Source organism: Cyclobacterium roseum, assembly GCF_010119225.1.
GTDB classification, from domain to species: domain Bacteria; phylum Bacteroidota; class Bacteroidia; order Cytophagales; family Cyclobacteriaceae; genus Cyclobacterium; species Cyclobacterium roseum.
In genome coordinates this window covers 32,942-48,774 of the sequence record NZ_WNKF01000021.1, presented here as the reverse complement: position 1 = coordinate 48,774, position 15,833 = coordinate 32,942, and the positions used below count along the sequence as shown (strand labels likewise).

General features: G+C 45.3%; 13 protein-coding genes. 3 read left to right on the top strand and 10 right to left on the bottom strand.

What is annotated here, in order from left to right; translation table 11 throughout:
- Positions 1–13: 13 nt before the first annotated feature.
- Positions 14–1,243: a glycosyltransferase gene (locus tag GJQ68_RS20785; protein WP_162419193.1), complete on the bottom strand. Its 1,230-nt coding sequence runs from the start codon at positions 1,241–1,243 to the stop codon at positions 14–16.
- Between the two features lie 89 nt (positions 1,244–1,332).
- On the opposite strand from GJQ68_RS20785, the gene GJQ68_RS20780 reads away from it, so the two are divergent.
- Positions 1,333–2,571 (top strand): glycosyltransferase, encoded by a 1,239-nt coding sequence (locus GJQ68_RS20780; RefSeq protein WP_235941825.1) that lies wholly within the window; start codon positions 1,333–1,335, stop codon positions 2,569–2,571.
- Here the strand turns inward: GJQ68_RS20780 and GJQ68_RS23450 are convergent.
- The 3 genes from GJQ68_RS23450 to GJQ68_RS20765 all read right to left on the bottom strand — a co-directional run bounded on the left by GJQ68_RS23450 (position 2,553) and on the right by GJQ68_RS20765 (position 5,401).
- Complete coding sequence (locus tag GJQ68_RS23450; protein ID WP_162419192.1) at positions 2,553–3,752, bottom strand: sugar transferase; 1,200 nt, start codon at positions 3,750–3,752, stop codon at positions 2,553–2,555. The two genes, GJQ68_RS20780 and GJQ68_RS23450, sit on opposite strands and share 19 nt — an antisense overlap.
- Positions 3,745–4,152: a response regulator transcription factor gene (locus GJQ68_RS20770; RefSeq protein WP_162419191.1), complete on the bottom strand. Its 408-nt coding sequence runs from the start codon at positions 4,150–4,152 to the stop codon at positions 3,745–3,747. Before GJQ68_RS20770 ends, GJQ68_RS23450 begins: the two co-directional genes overlap by 8 nt.
- 301 nt (positions 4,153–4,453) lie before the next feature.
- A complete protein-coding gene (locus tag GJQ68_RS20765; RefSeq protein ID WP_162419190.1) occupies positions 4,454–5,401 on the bottom strand; it encodes a UDP-glucuronic acid decarboxylase family protein in 948 nt (315 codons plus the stop codon).
- A 174-nt stretch (positions 5,402–5,575) separates the two neighbouring features.
- On the opposite strand from GJQ68_RS20765, the gene GJQ68_RS20760 reads away from it, so the two are divergent.
- Complete coding sequence (locus GJQ68_RS20760) at positions 5,576–6,370, top strand: NIPSNAP family protein (protein WP_162419189.1); 795 nt, start codon at positions 5,576–5,578, stop codon at positions 6,368–6,370.
- 190 nt (positions 6,371–6,560) lie between these two features.
- Here GJQ68_RS20760 and GJQ68_RS20755 read toward each other — a convergent pair whose 3' ends face one another.
- Positions 6,561–7,424 (bottom strand): type 2 periplasmic-binding domain-containing protein, encoded by an 864-nt coding sequence (locus GJQ68_RS20755; RefSeq protein WP_162419188.1) that lies wholly within the window; start codon positions 7,422–7,424, stop codon positions 6,561–6,563.
- Positions 7,425–7,620: 196 nt separating this feature from the next.
- Here GJQ68_RS20755 and fbaA point away from each other — a divergent pair, with 196 nt between their 5' ends.
- On the top strand, positions 7,621–8,682 hold the full coding sequence (gene fbaA / locus GJQ68_RS20750) for a class II fructose-bisphosphate aldolase (protein ID WP_162340253.1): 1,062 nt from the start codon (positions 7,621–7,623) through the stop codon (positions 8,680–8,682).
- Positions 8,683–8,796: 114 nt separating this feature from the next.
- Here fbaA and GJQ68_RS20745 read toward each other — a convergent pair whose 3' ends face one another.
- From GJQ68_RS20745 to GJQ68_RS20725, 5 genes are all read right to left on the bottom strand, one after another.
- A complete protein-coding gene (locus GJQ68_RS20745; RefSeq protein ID WP_162419187.1) occupies positions 8,797–10,902 on the bottom strand; it encodes an alpha/beta hydrolase family protein in 2,106 nt (701 codons plus the stop codon).
- Positions 10,903–11,053: 151 nt separating this feature from the next.
- On the bottom strand, positions 11,054–12,427 hold the full coding sequence (locus GJQ68_RS20740; protein ID WP_162419186.1) for a Gfo/Idh/MocA family protein: 1,374 nt from the start codon (positions 12,425–12,427) through the stop codon (positions 11,054–11,056).
- 29 nt (positions 12,428–12,456) lie between these two features.
- A complete protein-coding gene (locus GJQ68_RS20735) occupies positions 12,457–13,329 on the bottom strand; it encodes a sugar phosphate isomerase/epimerase family protein (protein WP_162419185.1) in 873 nt (290 codons plus the stop codon).
- 2 nt (positions 13,330–13,331) lie between these two features.
- Entirely contained in the window at positions 13,332–14,534 is a 1,203-nt protein-coding gene (locus tag GJQ68_RS20730; protein ID WP_235941824.1) for an alpha/beta hydrolase family protein, read from the bottom strand.
- A 10-nt stretch (positions 14,535–14,544) separates the two neighbouring features.
- Positions 14,545–15,813 carry a prolyl oligopeptidase family serine peptidase gene (locus GJQ68_RS20725; protein ID WP_162419184.1) on the bottom strand — a complete coding sequence of 423 codons (1,269 nt, stop codon included), beginning with the start codon at positions 15,811–15,813 and terminating at the stop codon, positions 14,545–14,547.
- Positions 15,814–15,833: the final 20 nt, after the last annotated feature.

Genomic DNA, 15,833 nt, shown 5'->3' with positions numbered 1-15,833 from the left:
ATTCTTATCGCTTTTACTTCCACCATTCTTCCAAATGGCTGAATTCATGCTGCCTATTTTTCCAAATCGGCTCTATTTCAGTGATTTCCTGATGACTGGTGGCCATAAAATCCTTGCTGGCTTTCCGAATTTTCAGCATGCCGGACAATTGGCCCCAAACGAAAAGGGGAATTTTTGGGATGGCTTTGATAACTTCCCCTGGTGTATGGTTCCATGCCAGAAGCGTCAGAAAACCCAACCCAAACAAAATCAAAGAGCCCGCCAAAAGAAAAAAGTAACTTACCTTTATCCATAATGCCGCAACACTGAGCAGCAAGCTTACTCCTACCAAAATGACCATGGGGGGCATAGAGACCATTACCGCAAAGTAGATGCGGTTCCAATCCCCGGAAACCAGCCCTTTCAACAGAAGCCGGAATGATGTTGGAATCTGGCCAAAGTAACTGTTCAGCCACCGGCTCCTTTGCCTACCAATTTGGCGAGCAGCCGTGATCTTTTCATCAAAAACGATTGCCGCCGCCGCATACCCGATCCGGATGCCACTTCCCACTAGCTGCACCTGCAGGGATTTGTCCTCTGCCACTACCAACCCCTTGTCCTTGAGCACCTGCATTTCATGGGAAATGTTTTGCTGGTAAATTTCTCTCTCCAATGACATCCCCGAACCGGCAATCGTAGAGGAGGAGCCCAAACGGTAGGGGACGTTCCGGACGGCAAAATCATAGTAATACTCGCCCAAGGCATCCAGGGCAGCGTAGGTACCCGAGGTGTTTTTTGCGATCCGCTTCCCTTGTACTGCCTGAAACCCCGCAGCATGATAGCGATTGAGCACTCCCAGGAAATGGGGAGGCACCAGGTTATCCGGATCGAATATGACCACATGGCTGTGCTTCTTTTTCATTTTTTCCAAAACAAGTGCGATGGAGGCCACTTTGCTGTTTAAAAAAGGGTTGGGTTGAAAAAGGGTAAGCTTTTCATCCTGTACCTGTTTTTCTAAAGGCTCCTCGATCCCGTCCGCCACCAGGTATACCTGATAATGGGGATACTCCTGTTTCAGTAAAGCCCGTACCAATGGCCAGGCAATATCATTTTCTTTATAAACGGTGATAATACAGGCAAAATCAGCTGAAAAAGGCTTCTCCCGAAGATTTTCCCTTGGCCTGAGGACTGCCAGCAAACCGGTAAAAAGGGGAAACAGAAGATAAAAACAACAAAGCCAGACAATAATTTCAAACAAGATCAAAGCATCAAAAATTAATGGTTATTTTTATTTTAAATTTACAATTTACTCCTTAGAATACGACAGGTACAAGGCTAAAATAACGGTTTTTTATGAGCAATTTTTCGATCAATGAATTCAAGCAACTTCCCATAGTCATGACCAGCATGTCCCGATGGGATGGAGACTTTTCCTCAGCTTCCTGGTCCCTGGCAAAAACCTTTGCCCAAAATCAGATCGTCATTTATGTGGATTACCCATTTACACTAATTGATTTTATCCGGGAAAGAAAAAAAAAACATCTCAAAGCGAGAATACCTGCCTTGCTTTATGGAAAAAATTGTCTGACTCCCCTGACCGAATACCATACCAATCTTTTTGCGCTGACCCCTCCCCTGATGCTTCCCATTAATTGGCTGCCTCCCGGAAAACTATATCGCCTGCTTGCGGGATGGAATAACCGGCGATTGAGCAAAAGCATTCAAAAGGGACTCCTAAAATTAAATATTACAGATTATATTTTTTTCAATTCCTTTAACCCACTTTACCTGAGCAGCTTGCCGAAAGGGTTTACTCCCAAAGCCTTTGTTTACCAATCCCGCGACAATATAAGAGCGCTGGAGCCTTACCTCCGGAAGCATGGTTCCTACCTTGAAATTGAGGCGGTAAAAAATGCCCGGCTAAGCCTGGCTACTTCCAGATTGCTTCAAAAGGATCTGGAACAACTATCCGGAGAAAATGTGGCTTATTTTCCCAATGCCGCGGATTTCAATTTATTCAAATCAGCCTTTGAAGACGAAATTCCTTTACCGGAAGAATTGAAAACCCTTCCCAGACCCATCATTGGATACACCGGCAATATTTGCCATCGGATTGACTACGAGCTCTTAAAAGGAATTTGCGAAAACAATCCCGAAAAAAGTCTGGTCATGGTAGGACCAAGAAACCATTGGGGGCATACAGACGTGGATTTGGACAAGTTACCCAACCTGCATTTCACCGGACCAAAAAAAATAGAACAACTTCCTTCGTATCTGGCCCATTTCGATGTGCTGATCCTACCCTTTCTTTGCAACGAGGTTACCAGAAGCATTTACCCACTGAAGATCAATGAGTACCTGGCATCCGGCAAGCCTATCGTGGCCACACCATTCTCGGAAGATATTCAATCCTTTTCGCCCCTCATCCGTCTCGAAAAAGATGCCCAAGCCTTTAGCCGGACCATCACTGAGGAATTGGAATCGAATACGCCCCAAAAAGGCCTGCAAAGGTATCAGGAAGCCTCTAAAAATACCTGGGAGGGGCGCGTTACCCTGTTTTGGAAATTAATAAATCAAACGTTTTCGCTTTGAAAGAGAGCAGGAATGGTCCGAAGCAATATTTTCAGGTCAAACCAGATTGAAAAATTCTTGACATAATCGTTGTCCAGGCTTAGTCGCTTTTCCTCCGACATCTCCCCTCTTCCTCTTTTCTCTACTTGCCAGAGACCGGTTATGCCAGCTGGACCCAGGAACCGCAGGGCATATTTGTCGGTGGTGATTTTCTCCGCTTCGTATAACGGAAGGGGGCGATTTCCAACCAGAGACATGTCCCCCTTCAGTACATTCCAAAGTTGGGGCAACTCGTCTATACTGGTATTCCGAATAAACTTTCCAATGCGGGTGACTCTGGGATCATCCTTAATCTTAATAAAGGCGGCATCCTGATTGCCAGATTTTTTTGCTAACAAGAGTTTTTCACACACCATCTTATTATCGTCATACAGCGGCTGAAGACAGCCACCCCCAGCTTGTTCGCAGAATTCGCAAAGCTCTTTTACGGAACTTGACCTCGCCGCGGTTACTTCTTTCGCACTATTATCTTCTGGCTTTTGGTACTGATTCAGGTGTTTTAATTGTTGGAGCTTGGCATCTGCATCGGGATCCATTGAGCGGAATTTGTAAAATTTAAAAATGGTGTAACCGGTGCCAACCCGGTATGAATAATAAAAAACCGGTCCGCGGGATTCCAGTCTTATTAAAATCGCAATTACTAGAAACAGAGGAGACAAGGCTATTAATATCAAACCGGAAACCAGGATATCAAATAGCCGCTTAATTTTTGGAATTTTATACTGTTTTAGGGGAGTAATCTTTGATTCCTTTATTTTCTGAATCGGATGACTGATCTGAAATTGCAATCGTGTCAACAACTTTCGTCTATCAATCGGCTTGAAAATAAAATCAGAAATACCCTGCCTTACGGCTTGAAGAATGTCTTCACGACTTGCCTGGTCTACCACTAAAAAAAAAGGAATGTGGCCAAAACCCAGCTTTTCCATGGTATGCTTCAGCGGAAGCCCGTGAACCCCTTTCATAGAGGATTCGCTGATAACCATTGCAAATTCAGACTTAGCCTGAGATAGCTGGTTGTAAAAAATGATACCATTGGAATAAGTAGCAATCTCAAAAACCCCTGTCAGAGCCTGGTTCACTACCTCCACTAGCTGTTGATTTTCAGATATCAAGGCAATCTTTGGTATCGTATCACCCATTGATGGATTCCAATGCTGGTTTACCAGTCCTTCTTAAAATAGAATTTATCCGAGCTTCCAATTCTTTTGGGTTGAAGGGCTTCACCATGAAATCATCCGCTCCCAGGTTCAAAATATCGATCTTCTTTTCCGAAGATTCTGTGGCCGAAAGAACGATCAAAGGGATGGCCTCAAAAAAACCACTGGACCGGATCAACTCCACAAACTCTGTCCCGCTGATTTCCGGCATGTTCAAATCACAAATAATAATATCCGGCAAATTTCCTTCATGCATGGTGGCAATGGCATCAGCAGGCTTATTGAAAACACTGACCTCAAATTTTTCCTTGAAGTAATGTTTGATGATCAGCAATACCGAAGGCTCATCATCGATTGCAAAAATTTTATAAGTGCTTTTCATGGCAACATGTATTATGGGTGATGAATTTTTACCTAATAAAGGTAGTAACCAGAGAACAAATAAAAAAAGGTTTTACCGATTATTTTTAAATAAAAACAAATTATTATTGTTCATAAATTAATTTTTATTTTGATTTATTACAAATTACAAAATTTATAATTTAAAAAACTAAAATCAGTGTTTAAAGAAACAGTCCATTAAAATGCTACTAAACAGATTCATTCAACTGGAAAAAGCATGCATAAAAAAAGCATTGCCCTTCCGTAGAAAAACAATGCCCCTAAGCTCATAAATAGCTTGACTAATACTGTCCTTCGCTCAAAACCTGCTCAAAATACTGGATGGTTTCTACCAGGCCTTCTTTGAGATGCACCTTTGGTTCCCATCCTAATTTTTCCCTGGCCAAATCGATGTTTGGCTTCCGCTGCATGGGATCGTCTTGAGGCAAGGGAAGGAATTTCAGTTTGCTTTTGGACCCTGTCAATTGCAGTACATTTTCCGCCAGTTCCAACATGGTAAATTCCACTGGGTTGCCGATATTCACGGGTCCTATAAATTCATTTGGGCTATTCATCATCGAGTGCATCCCTCTAATCAAGTCGCTGACGTATCCGAAGCTTCGAGTTTGCATCCCGTCTCCAAAAATGGTAATGTCCTCTCCTTTCAATGCCTGCACGATGAAATTACTCACCACCCTACCATCGGAAGGATGCATGCGCGGTCCGTAGGTATTGAAAATCCGTATGACCTTTATGTTGAGTTTATGCTGCCTGTGGTAATCAAAAAACAAGGTCTCGGCACATCTTTTACCTTCATCGTAACAGGCCCTTGGGCCGGTGACACTCACACTTCCCTTATAGGATTCTGGTTGAGGGTGCACCTCCGGGTCTCCATATACCTCACTGGTGCTAGCCTGCAATATTTTTACTTTTAATCGCTTAGCAAGGCCCAGCATGTTAATGGCACCAATCACACTTGTTTTGGTCGTTTGTACCGGATCAAACTGATAATGCACGGGACTGGCGGGACAGGCCAGGTTGTAAATTTCATCTACCTCAACATACATCGGTAAGGTCACATCATGCCGTAGAAATTCGAAATTTTTGTTGTCCAGCAGGTGGTGGATATTTCTTCTTCTTCCTGTAAAAAGATTATCGGCACAAAGGACCTCATGTCCTTCACCTAAAAGTTTGTCGCAGAGATGACTGCCTAAAAACCCAGCCCCTCCGGTTACTAAAATCCGTTTCATTTCCTTAAAATAATTATTTCAAAATTTAAACCTGTCGTTCAACAGAAGCAAAAACCAAAAATAATAATTTATTTGCCATTGCTATACTTTTTTTTTAAAGTAGTTTGATTTTATTTACATTTATGTAACGAATCCCCGATAGGGGTTTTCTTAACACACAAAACTCAAGATAACATGCTAAAAAATTGCCCTCTTCTGATTGCCGGAAGCCTTTTACTACTGTTTACTTTAACCAGCTCCTCGCTTTCCCAGGCACAGGATGGAAAAAGAGATCTTTACGAATTGAAAATTTACCATATTGCCAACCAAGGCCAGGAAAAAATGGTGGATGAATACCTGAAAACAGCATTTATTCCAGCAGCGCACCGGGCTGGTCTGAGCAATGTGGGGGTATTTAAACCGCTGAGTTCTGAAGAGGATGCCGGAACAAAAATATACGTACTGCTCCCATTCAAAAATTCGAAAGCGTATTTTCAATTTCAAGTAAAATTGGATAAAGACCAGGCCTACCAGAATGCCGGCAAAGATTATATCCACGCTGCCCATGACAAAGCTCCTTTTGAGCGTCTTGAAACGGCTTTACTTCAGGCATTTACAGGTAGCCCAAGAATGGCTACACCAAATCTGACTGCCCCCATGTCAGAACGGGTGTATGAACTCAGAAGTTATGAAGCCGCCACGGAAAGGCTTTACCGCCAAAAAGTAAAAATGTTTAATAGCGGTGAAATTGACATTTTTGACAAACTTAATTTTAATCCCGTTTTCTACGCAGAAACATTGGCAGGAGCGAATATGCCAAACCTGATGTACCTGACCACCTTCGAAAACATGGAAGACCGGAATGCACATTGGGATGCCTTTCGGACCGATCCTGACTGGGATGCCATGAAAGACCTGGAAGAATATCGGAATACGGTGTCCAGAAACGATACACGCTTGCTTCAACCGACTGACTATTCGGATATTTAAATATTAAATAATTAAGGTAGTTTCTAAAATCTGCAAACCTGTCAGGTTTTTGTTGCTATTCAAGCAACAACACACTTCAAGTAGATGAAACCTGACAGGTTTCATTCTTCTTTATCAGATGTGAATAAGATCATCCAGCGAATTTAAGGTAGTTACTTAGTGCTGTTTCCGATTCGGGACAGCACTTTTTTTATGGCCTTTCCGCTGCTATAAACGCACTAACCGGGAGGGTCTTTTGAATCAAGTTTACCTCAGCCAAAATTTTCATGGTGTTCTCCAAATGCACCGGAGGAATCTCCTTTGAGGTAGCCCAGGAGGTTTGTTCCAACCATTGATTCACATCATCGGCACCCAGGTGATAGTCTTTTTGAATCGTCGGAGCAATTGCTTTTTTATCCTGCATCAGGCCCGTGTTGATGTCATAAATGGCATTCAGCAGCCTGTCGGAGAGACCCGGGTGATTCTTTAGAAAATTATCGGAGGCCACAATCACAAAACAGGGCCAGGGAGTAGGTATTTCACCGATCCTTCGGAACCAACCCTTTGATACAAGGGGCTGGGTGGTATATTTTTCCCAAAGAAAGGCTTTGGGATTGGCACTCTTAAACGATTTGATGGCACCATCCAGATTACCAATAATTTCAAAATTAATGTCCGCTGTGTCCCAGCCATGCTCTCTGGCCAGGAGAAAGGCCATCAAATGAGACCCTGACCCCATCCTGCTTACCAAAAAAGGAACGTTCTTTAATTCAGAAACCTCCTCCAATTTGGAGCTTCCAGGTACATGGATTCCCCATACAAGAGGTGATTCTACATGAAAACCAATCATTTTTCCCGGGTTTCCTTCAATTTTGTCCTTTACGAAACTTTCGGTAAGAATAATCGCCAAATCCGTATTTCCCTCCCGGATGGCTTTATTCATGGCTCCAGAGCCTTTGGATTCATTTTCCCATACAAGTTGTATCTCCTCGTCCAAAAATGGCTGCTTTTCTACTAACTTTAACCAAGGGAAATTAAAATGTTCTGGTACTCCGGTGATGGTTATCTTTTCCATAAATCAAAGATAAAAAGGAAATTTTATAGTTTCTAATAAAGATTAAAACCGTGTTTCCACTAGCATTCTTTGGCAAATCGGTTATTTTCATGCAAATCATAAGGCAATTGTTCAACGGTATTCCTATCTTTGCACTCTGATTCTTTATTTCTTCCTGAAATAGAATCCTACTATCATTCATCAAAAACCATTCCTTATGAAATTCAAACCTGGAGTAAAATACGGCGAAGAGCTGAAAGACCTGTTGGCCTATGCCAAAGAAAGTGAATTTGCAATGCCAGCTGTAAACTGTATCAACAGTAATACCGTAAATGCTGTGCTGGAAACGGCAAAAAAAGTCAATTCTCCTGTGATGATCCAGTTTTCGAATGGGGGTGCTCAATTTTTTGCTGGAAAAGGCTTGCCCAATGACAAACAACAGGCTTCTATCGCTGGTGGTGTTTCCGGAGCCATGCACGTACAAAAAATGGCGCAAGTTTACGGAGTGCCCGTAATTTTGCATACGGATCATGCGGCTAAGAAATTGCTTCCCTGGATTGACGGCTTACTGGCCGAAGGAAAAGCTTATTATGAAGCCTTTAAAAAGCCTTTGTTTAGTTCGCACATGCTGGACCTGTCAGAAGAGTCGTTGGAAGAAAATATTTCCATTTCGGTAGACTACTTCAAAGAGTTTGCAAAACTTCAAATGGCAATAGAAATAGAGCTGGGGGTAACTGGTGGAGAAGAAGATGGCGTAGACAATACCGATGTAGACAGCTCCAAACTTTACACACAGCCCGAGGAAGTCGCCTATGCTTACGAAGAGCTAAACAAGGTGGGTGACATGTTTACCATCGCTGCTGCCTTCGGAAATGTGCACGGGGTCTACAAGCCCGGCAACGTTTCACTTCGGCCAGATATCCTAAAAAACTCGCAGGATTTTATCAATAAAAAATTCGGAACTACCGGTAAGCCTGTAAACTTCGTATTTCACGGCGGGTCAGGTTCCACAGTGGAAGAGATCCGGGAAGCAAATGGATACGGCTCCATCAAGATGAATATCGATACAGATTTGCAATGGGCCTTCTGGGAAGGGGTATTGAAATATTACCACGAAAAAGAAGGATACCTTCAGACGCAACTGGGAAATCCCGAGGGCGCGGATAACCCTAATAAAAAATCCTACGATCCACGGGTTTGGCTACGTAAAGGAGAGGAAAATTTCGGAAAACGACTGGAATTGGCCTTCGACATGCTGAACGCCATTAACCGTAATTAAAACGGACAAGCGATAACCAAGTAAAAGCTACCCCTTAGAATACGGGGTAGCTTTTACTGTTTTAGGGCCAACCACCCCGATACATGGATCAAATTGATATTGTTCTTATACAAATCAAGGTTGCAGCCATTCCTTTAAATAACCGCTTCTTTCTTCAATATCACCCGTTTGAATAACCTTTATTTTTTCCATGGTTGCTCGTTCCGGCAACAGGGATTGACCCTCGGAAGGCATCCCGGCGGCACCGCTCTGCAATACCAGGGGTCTTTTGTCCGCCAGGTTTTCCAACAAATCAGGCAAATCATAATGGGATACCGAGTTGGCCACGGCAAAAGGAATCAGGGAAGGGTCGTAGTTTCGTTCTTGCACCAGCGCTCGGTAGGATACCATGGGGTCGATTAATGCAATCGATGAATAGGCCTCATTGTAATTTGCTGCATGCAGCAGAACGGCTGACATGCGTCCCTTGGCCAGGCCTTTGATGGTTTTACTTCCGGATACTTCCTGCAGCACCTTTGCCAGTCGATTGGCATCCCCGGCGTGCAGGCCCACCAGACTCCGCCCGATCAGAATGCTGCCAAACCAATGGTTATAGGAATTTCCTTTGAAATTAGAATCCCCATTAAATCCACCGCTTCCCATTTCCCCCGTATTCAACAAGTCAGGTGCCATGACCATGGCGCCTTCTTTTACCAAAGCCTCCATCTCGCCCCCGACTGAGGCATCAGCCGCTTTACCCTCGGGATGCAGGTAAAGAACCGCCTCGGTGGTAATCTCCTCCGGTACCAGTAGCAAAAAAGGAATCCAATATCCTCCCTCTCCTTTTATCAGGTGCTTTTCTACCGTATATCCGTCGCGTTGGTACCTGCCAGTCATCATACGCTCCGATGTACCCACCGGCTCCAGATATCCGGATAATTCCCTTGAATCCGCAACCCGCTCCTCCAGGGTTCCCGTAGGTGGATCCGAAAGGAATTCCAGGTTAAGTTGCTGTATGGTCTTTCCCGGGTACGTTTCCAGTAATTGTCCTTTTGGACTGACCTGGAGTTCTTCGTTGCTTAATGTATCTATCTTTTCATCTGATGACTCACCAGGTAGATTTAAATGATTTTGGAAAAAGGCATACATGGCCTCCCTGTTTTTCTGCGTTGATGCGTGGCCCGCGTCGTCTTCCACCAAGGCAAAATTACCCGGCGCATCGAAAGCCTGGTAAATCCGGCTTACCTGCTTTGCCGTTTCTCTTGCCCCTTCAATATTGAAAATATCTCTGCTCGTGGCGATAAGCAAATTGGGTTTAGGTGCTCTCACCAGCAGCAAGTCGGGTTGATCCAGCCCGGAAGCAATCCCCCGATAGAAATTTTGTTCGGCATCCTGTGGCCCGTGAGTTAACCAGAGCCGCTTAAAATTAGTCAGGTAATTCTCCGGAGCGGAAGCGTAAATACGGTCATCAAATGCAGCGATGTAAGCCGCTTGGGTCCCGCCGCCGGACCTGCCGGTGATGCCTAATCTATCCGGATCCACTTCTGAGCGGGAAATCAGGTAATCAACCGCCCTGATACCGTCCCATATCATGTATCTTGCCTGGGAGGAGCCGGCAATAAAAGCCTGTGCACCCGGAAAGGAATGCTGTTTGGTTGGTCCGCCAATGGTAGGCTTTCCCGTAGCGGAATCATAGTATTCGAGTCGTTCTCCCTGACCTACCGGATCAAAAGCCAAAACGATAAACCCCTTTTTTACCAGGTTCAAAATTACATGTTGGTAGGTAACACTTCTATAGGATTCCAGGGCATGTCCCGAACAATAAATAATGGCCGGGGCTTTTGATTCTAATCCATCCGGGATAAAAAGAGTGGCACTAACATAGAACGCGGGCTGGGACTGAAAGACCAGGTGTTCCATCCGATAGCCTGGCTTTTGAATCGTTCGGGTGATTTCTGGCCGAAGTGGGGTCTTTTCCGGGAAGGGTCCCACTACTTGCATCAATGTTTTTTTTACCTGTTTCTGCCAACCTTTCCAGTCCCCAAGGGTATGCAATTTCTCTACCGCCTCCTCCCTGGCATCCAGCATCTGAAAGGCCTGCGCTGCCTGATGCTTGTAAAGCGCATTGGGGCCATCCGTAAAACTGACCCAATGCGATTGGATGACCTTTAAATCTTCCTGAGCTTGACTTGAAAAACCAAGAAAGAAAAAAATCAATACGGTGAAGAATATGCGATTCATAAGATAATGGGTTACAGAATTGGAACTACTTGATTCATCATACTAAGCGACATTTTTCGGTATATTTCGAAAAATCCGGCAGAACCGTTAAAGCCGAAAAACAAAAGGGAATGACATCATGTCTTCCCCTTTGTTTCTATCCTGCCCGAAATTAAACCTGTTCCGGAACCACATAAGGTGGCCGGCTGGGCCTGGTCAGCATGGTATCTGCCTCTGTATCATTGGCAAACTTCTCATACTCTCCCATAAATTTCAATTCTCTTTTCAGGCGATAGGAGATATTTGCAATCAAGGGCAAGGCGGAAGAATAGTATCCCTCCCGGATATCACAATGCAAGCTTTCCTTTTTACCATCTCTGACGGCATCCAGAAAGTTAGCATAATGTTCGGATCCTCCAGGAGCAGCCAACACATTGGATCCTCCCGAGGTTTCAGCCTGCGCTTTCTGGGAGCTGGCAAAAGGCTCTTTTTCATCCTTTCGAAAGGCCTTCCAGGTACTACCATTCAGTTCGAGGTAGCCATCCGTCCCGTAAAACATGTTTCCTATTTTAATTCCAAGGCTGGATTCCCCATGGGTGTACCTGCCCCGGGTTTCGAATTCCAGCATTTTTCCATCATCGTAGGTGAAAAGGGAGGTCTGCGTATTCGGTGTTTCCTGCGAGCACTCTTGAGGAGAAATCCCGTAAATTCCACCTGCAGAATACACGGATACAGGGTGCTCATTTTTATTCAAACCCCATCTGGCGATGTCAAATTGATGAGGCCCTTGATTGCCGGTATCACCGTTGCCGGTATCCCAATGCCAGTGCCAGTTGTAGTGGCCTTTTTTCTCATTATAGGCTCTGTAAGGAGCCGGGCCCAGCCATAAATCATAGTGAAGGCCTTCCGGTGGGGCACTGTCCCTTGAAATACCAAAGGAATTTCGTGGCTTATAGCACAAGCCGCGGGCCATATACACCTCTCCAATATTGCCATCATGTAAAAATTTCATGGCTTCCATTACGTTCTGGATGGAACGATTCTGAAATCCTACCTGTACAATCCGGTTGTATTTTCGCGCTGCTTCGATCATCTTTCTCCCTTCATATACATTATGGCTGGCCGGCTTTTCCACGTAGACATTTTTACCTGCCTGGCAGGCCCATATCGTACCCAGTGCATGCCAGTGATTTGGGGTCGCAAAGGAAACCGCATCTACCTCCGGGTCCTCCAGAACCTTTCTCATATCGTATTCGGTACCCGGGGTATCTCCAACGCTATCCTTTACCAGTTTTACTTTTTCGGCCCAGGTATTCTCATCCGCATCACATAAGGTTTTAATTACTACGTTCCGGCTTTCTTTCAGTTTACAAAATTGGTTGATATGATTGGTTCCCTGTCCCCGGATTCCGATAACAGCCAGATGCATCCGATCATTGGCTCCCATAATGCTAGCGTAGGACTTCGCACTCATACTCATTCCCGCTATGGCAATACCCGCACTACCCAGCAGGCTTTTTTTAATAAATTCTCTTCTTTCTGACATACTTAGTTTTAGGTTTCTTTTTTTAAAAATCAGATATTTTTCATGAACACTTCGAAAAGCTCTTTTTGCTCTTGCATGGAAGCGATTTTATCTGCGGGATCGCTATGTGCTTCCAACAATACCCATCCCTGATAGGCGGCGCTATCCAATAGGCGGAAAAGCTTCTGATAAGGATAGGAATTCTCATTGAAAGCCCGCACATGAGTAGTATCTCCCAACCACTTCTTTACCATGGCAAAATTCGCTTCCAATCCAGGATCCATCAGATCCGTATCGTTGCTATTCCAACAAATTTTCACATTTGAGGATGTTACCTGATCAAATATTTCCTTCATCACTGGTAATTGCTGGGTAGTTCGCCCGTGAACTTCCACCCGGATCAGTTGTCCGTGATCAGCCCCATACTCCCCTACTTCACTCAGCGATTTAGCAATTTGAGCGATGGTTTTTTCCCGGGAAATTCCCTCCGGCAAGGTATTGGGCTTTACCTTGATCCCCGTAGCACCAATGTCCCTGCAGAGTTGAATGTAGGCTTTGGTTTGCTGAATGTTTTCGATCAGGACAGCGGGCTCCGGACTGTGGTATTCAAAGTTACTGCCATACCCGATACAAGTCACCGGACTATCCGCAAACCGTTTCCGGACTTCCCTTCTTTCCGTTTTATTTAGGTGTGCCTCCACGCCATGGGCATGCTCGGTACGCAATTCGACTCCCTGATACCCCGTTTTTTCACAGTTGGCAATCAGTTCAGGTAAGGACCAGTCTTTCCCCCATAAATACGTCACCAGTCCAAATTTCATGGAAGAAGCGTTGGCGGACCAGGCTCCCAAGGTACTCAGCGCCAATCCCGATACCAGGGTCTTTTTTAGAAAATCCCTTCTGTAGGTTTGCTGTTTGTTCATTTCTAGTCCCATTTTACATTAAAAATAGAGGTAATCCCACTTTCAGGAAAGGGGTTGTTGTCATTAAAGGGATACAGGGTCTCTTGCGTTTCCAACACTACATCCGCTTCATTTAAACTCCCATCGGCATGCAAGGCTTTTGAAAGATCCAGTCCCAAATGTTTGGCCAGAAAGGGATAGACCGCTTGTCGCTTTTTGGCATCGTATCCGTGGTTATCTTCTGGTATATGTACATTTTGTACCCTTTCCGGCTTTCCCTTCAGATTGTAAATATATTGTATGTGGGGATATTCTACCACTGGAGTATTTTTGGTCCAATCCCCTCCAACAGATACCAATAACAAAGGTTTGGGGGCGATCATCGCTGCGATTTCCACGTTATTGGTTTGAAAATTTTTGGATTTATGAATGGGCATGCCACTTTCACACACACATCCACCAAAAAAATGAGCCGAGACCATTACCACCGGTGCAGCCACGTCAATTCGATCGTCCACTGCTGCCAGCAAAAACGATTGGGTGGCCCCACCGGAAGCTCCGGTAACGGCCAGCCTTTCCGGATCCGCGCCCAGGGAAAGGATAAAATCAACCCCTCGAATGCTGTTCCACAGCTGCAGCTTGAGCACTTCTCCATCGGCACGGTGCTCCCAACCCAGCTCCTTTTGCTGCCCGTAGCCCACGGCATCGTACGCAAAGACCATGGCTCCCATTCGTGCCATGGAAGCGAATCGTTTTTGGGCATCGGCCCGGTAGCGTCCGACATCCCCTTCCTGATCCCAATGTCCATGCGGACTCAAGATGCCCGGCAGTTTTCCGGAATTTTCGAGGGGCATGTAAATGCTTCCCGTCACATATACCCCTGGCAGGCTCTCAAAGGCTACATTTTGAACTTGATAACCCTCATGTACGCGCACCTCTCCCAGAATAGGATTCAGGGCCGTTTTTTCAGGCATCCGCTGTAGCTCCGTTCCCTTCAGAATCTGTTTTCGAATGGCTTTGGCCCGTTTATCCCAGGCCCTTTCACTTTTGTATTCTTCCCGCATCATTTGAAGGAATGCGGCTCCTTCCTCTTCGGTCCAGTGCGCCCCCACACAAAGCATCTCATCTGGCTCTTTTTGGGCCTCGGCGGCAGTGATGGATAGCAGTAGCCAACAAAAGGGAACCAGCAGGGCACTCGCCATTTGGGTAATAGGATTATTTTTCATGAAATTATTTTTATGTTTTCAGCCATTTGTCCCACCAGGAAAAGGCTTCCTGCTGCATGGCCTGATCAAATTTATGTGGGCCCGGATAATAGGAGGCCTTGTAACGATCCGCTGCTCCTGCCTTTTCAAAGACCTCCTGCAAAATCAGATCGGCCTTTTTCATTTCGGGTAAGGTGTACAATTGATCCTGCTCGTCATTTAACACCAAGGTTGGTAGTGGAGCCCGCAGCCCCAGGATTTCTGGAAAATCCAATTCCTCCGGCAAGCGGGGAATATAAGTCATCCAGGTATGGGTATAGGCTTTATTTAGCATAAAGTCAGTCCAGGTACTCATAAATCCCACACAAACGGCACATTTGATTCGGTGATCCAAACCGGCCATCATTACGGTACGTAGACCGCCCCCGGATAATCCGCCACAGCCTACGTTCTCTTCGTCCACATCCGGACGGGACAAAAGCAGATCCAGGGCTATCTGATCTTCCGCAAAAAACACCCCCGGCCAGGTAGTGCCGCCACAAAAAAGCGATTTGGCCATTACATGCTCGTGCTGACCGGCCCATTGGTTATAAGCTTCGATGGATTCAGGATTTTCCGGATCCTTGTCGGACAGTCCGGAACGTTGATCTTCGGGAACGTCTTCCATCATTACCCTTCTGCTGGCAAAGGTAAAGGCATCTGGTATCATGACCACATAGCCCCTTTTAGCCATCTCATTGGCCCAGGCTTTTCCTTCGTAATAATGATCCTGATGACTCCTCATCAGTTCGTGCTGCCCTTTTCCGGTTTTCGTAATTTTCCTAAGGCCAAAATACTTGTTCCCTCCATGGTCATGAAAAGCAAGGATCGCTGGTAATTTACCGGTAGCGCCCTCCGGTTTCAAAATAAGTGCTTTCGTAGGGTGTCCATAGGATAACTGCCAGGAAACCTCCTCTATCTGCAACCCATCGTACACCTGAGAATCATGGACCTTCATGCGGGGTAGCTCCCCCAACGCCGGTATGCCCAGCCTTTCTCTGGTACGGCTTAGAGCAAGGGATTTCCATTCGTTCAGATCGGTAAACGAATCATTACGAAATGAGAGGGATGGTAATTCCCTATTCATGACACGATCCAACCAAGGGCCGTAAGGTCCTATAATACTCTGTTCGGTACGGTTCATTTCGGTTTTGGTATGGGCCGGAGCGTTTGCGATGGCAGCGGGGAAGGGGATCCCTCCTGTCAGCCCCACCCCAACCAGGCCAGCCTTTTTGATAAACTCTCTTCTTTCATTTTCCATGTACAGATTGCTACTGCAAT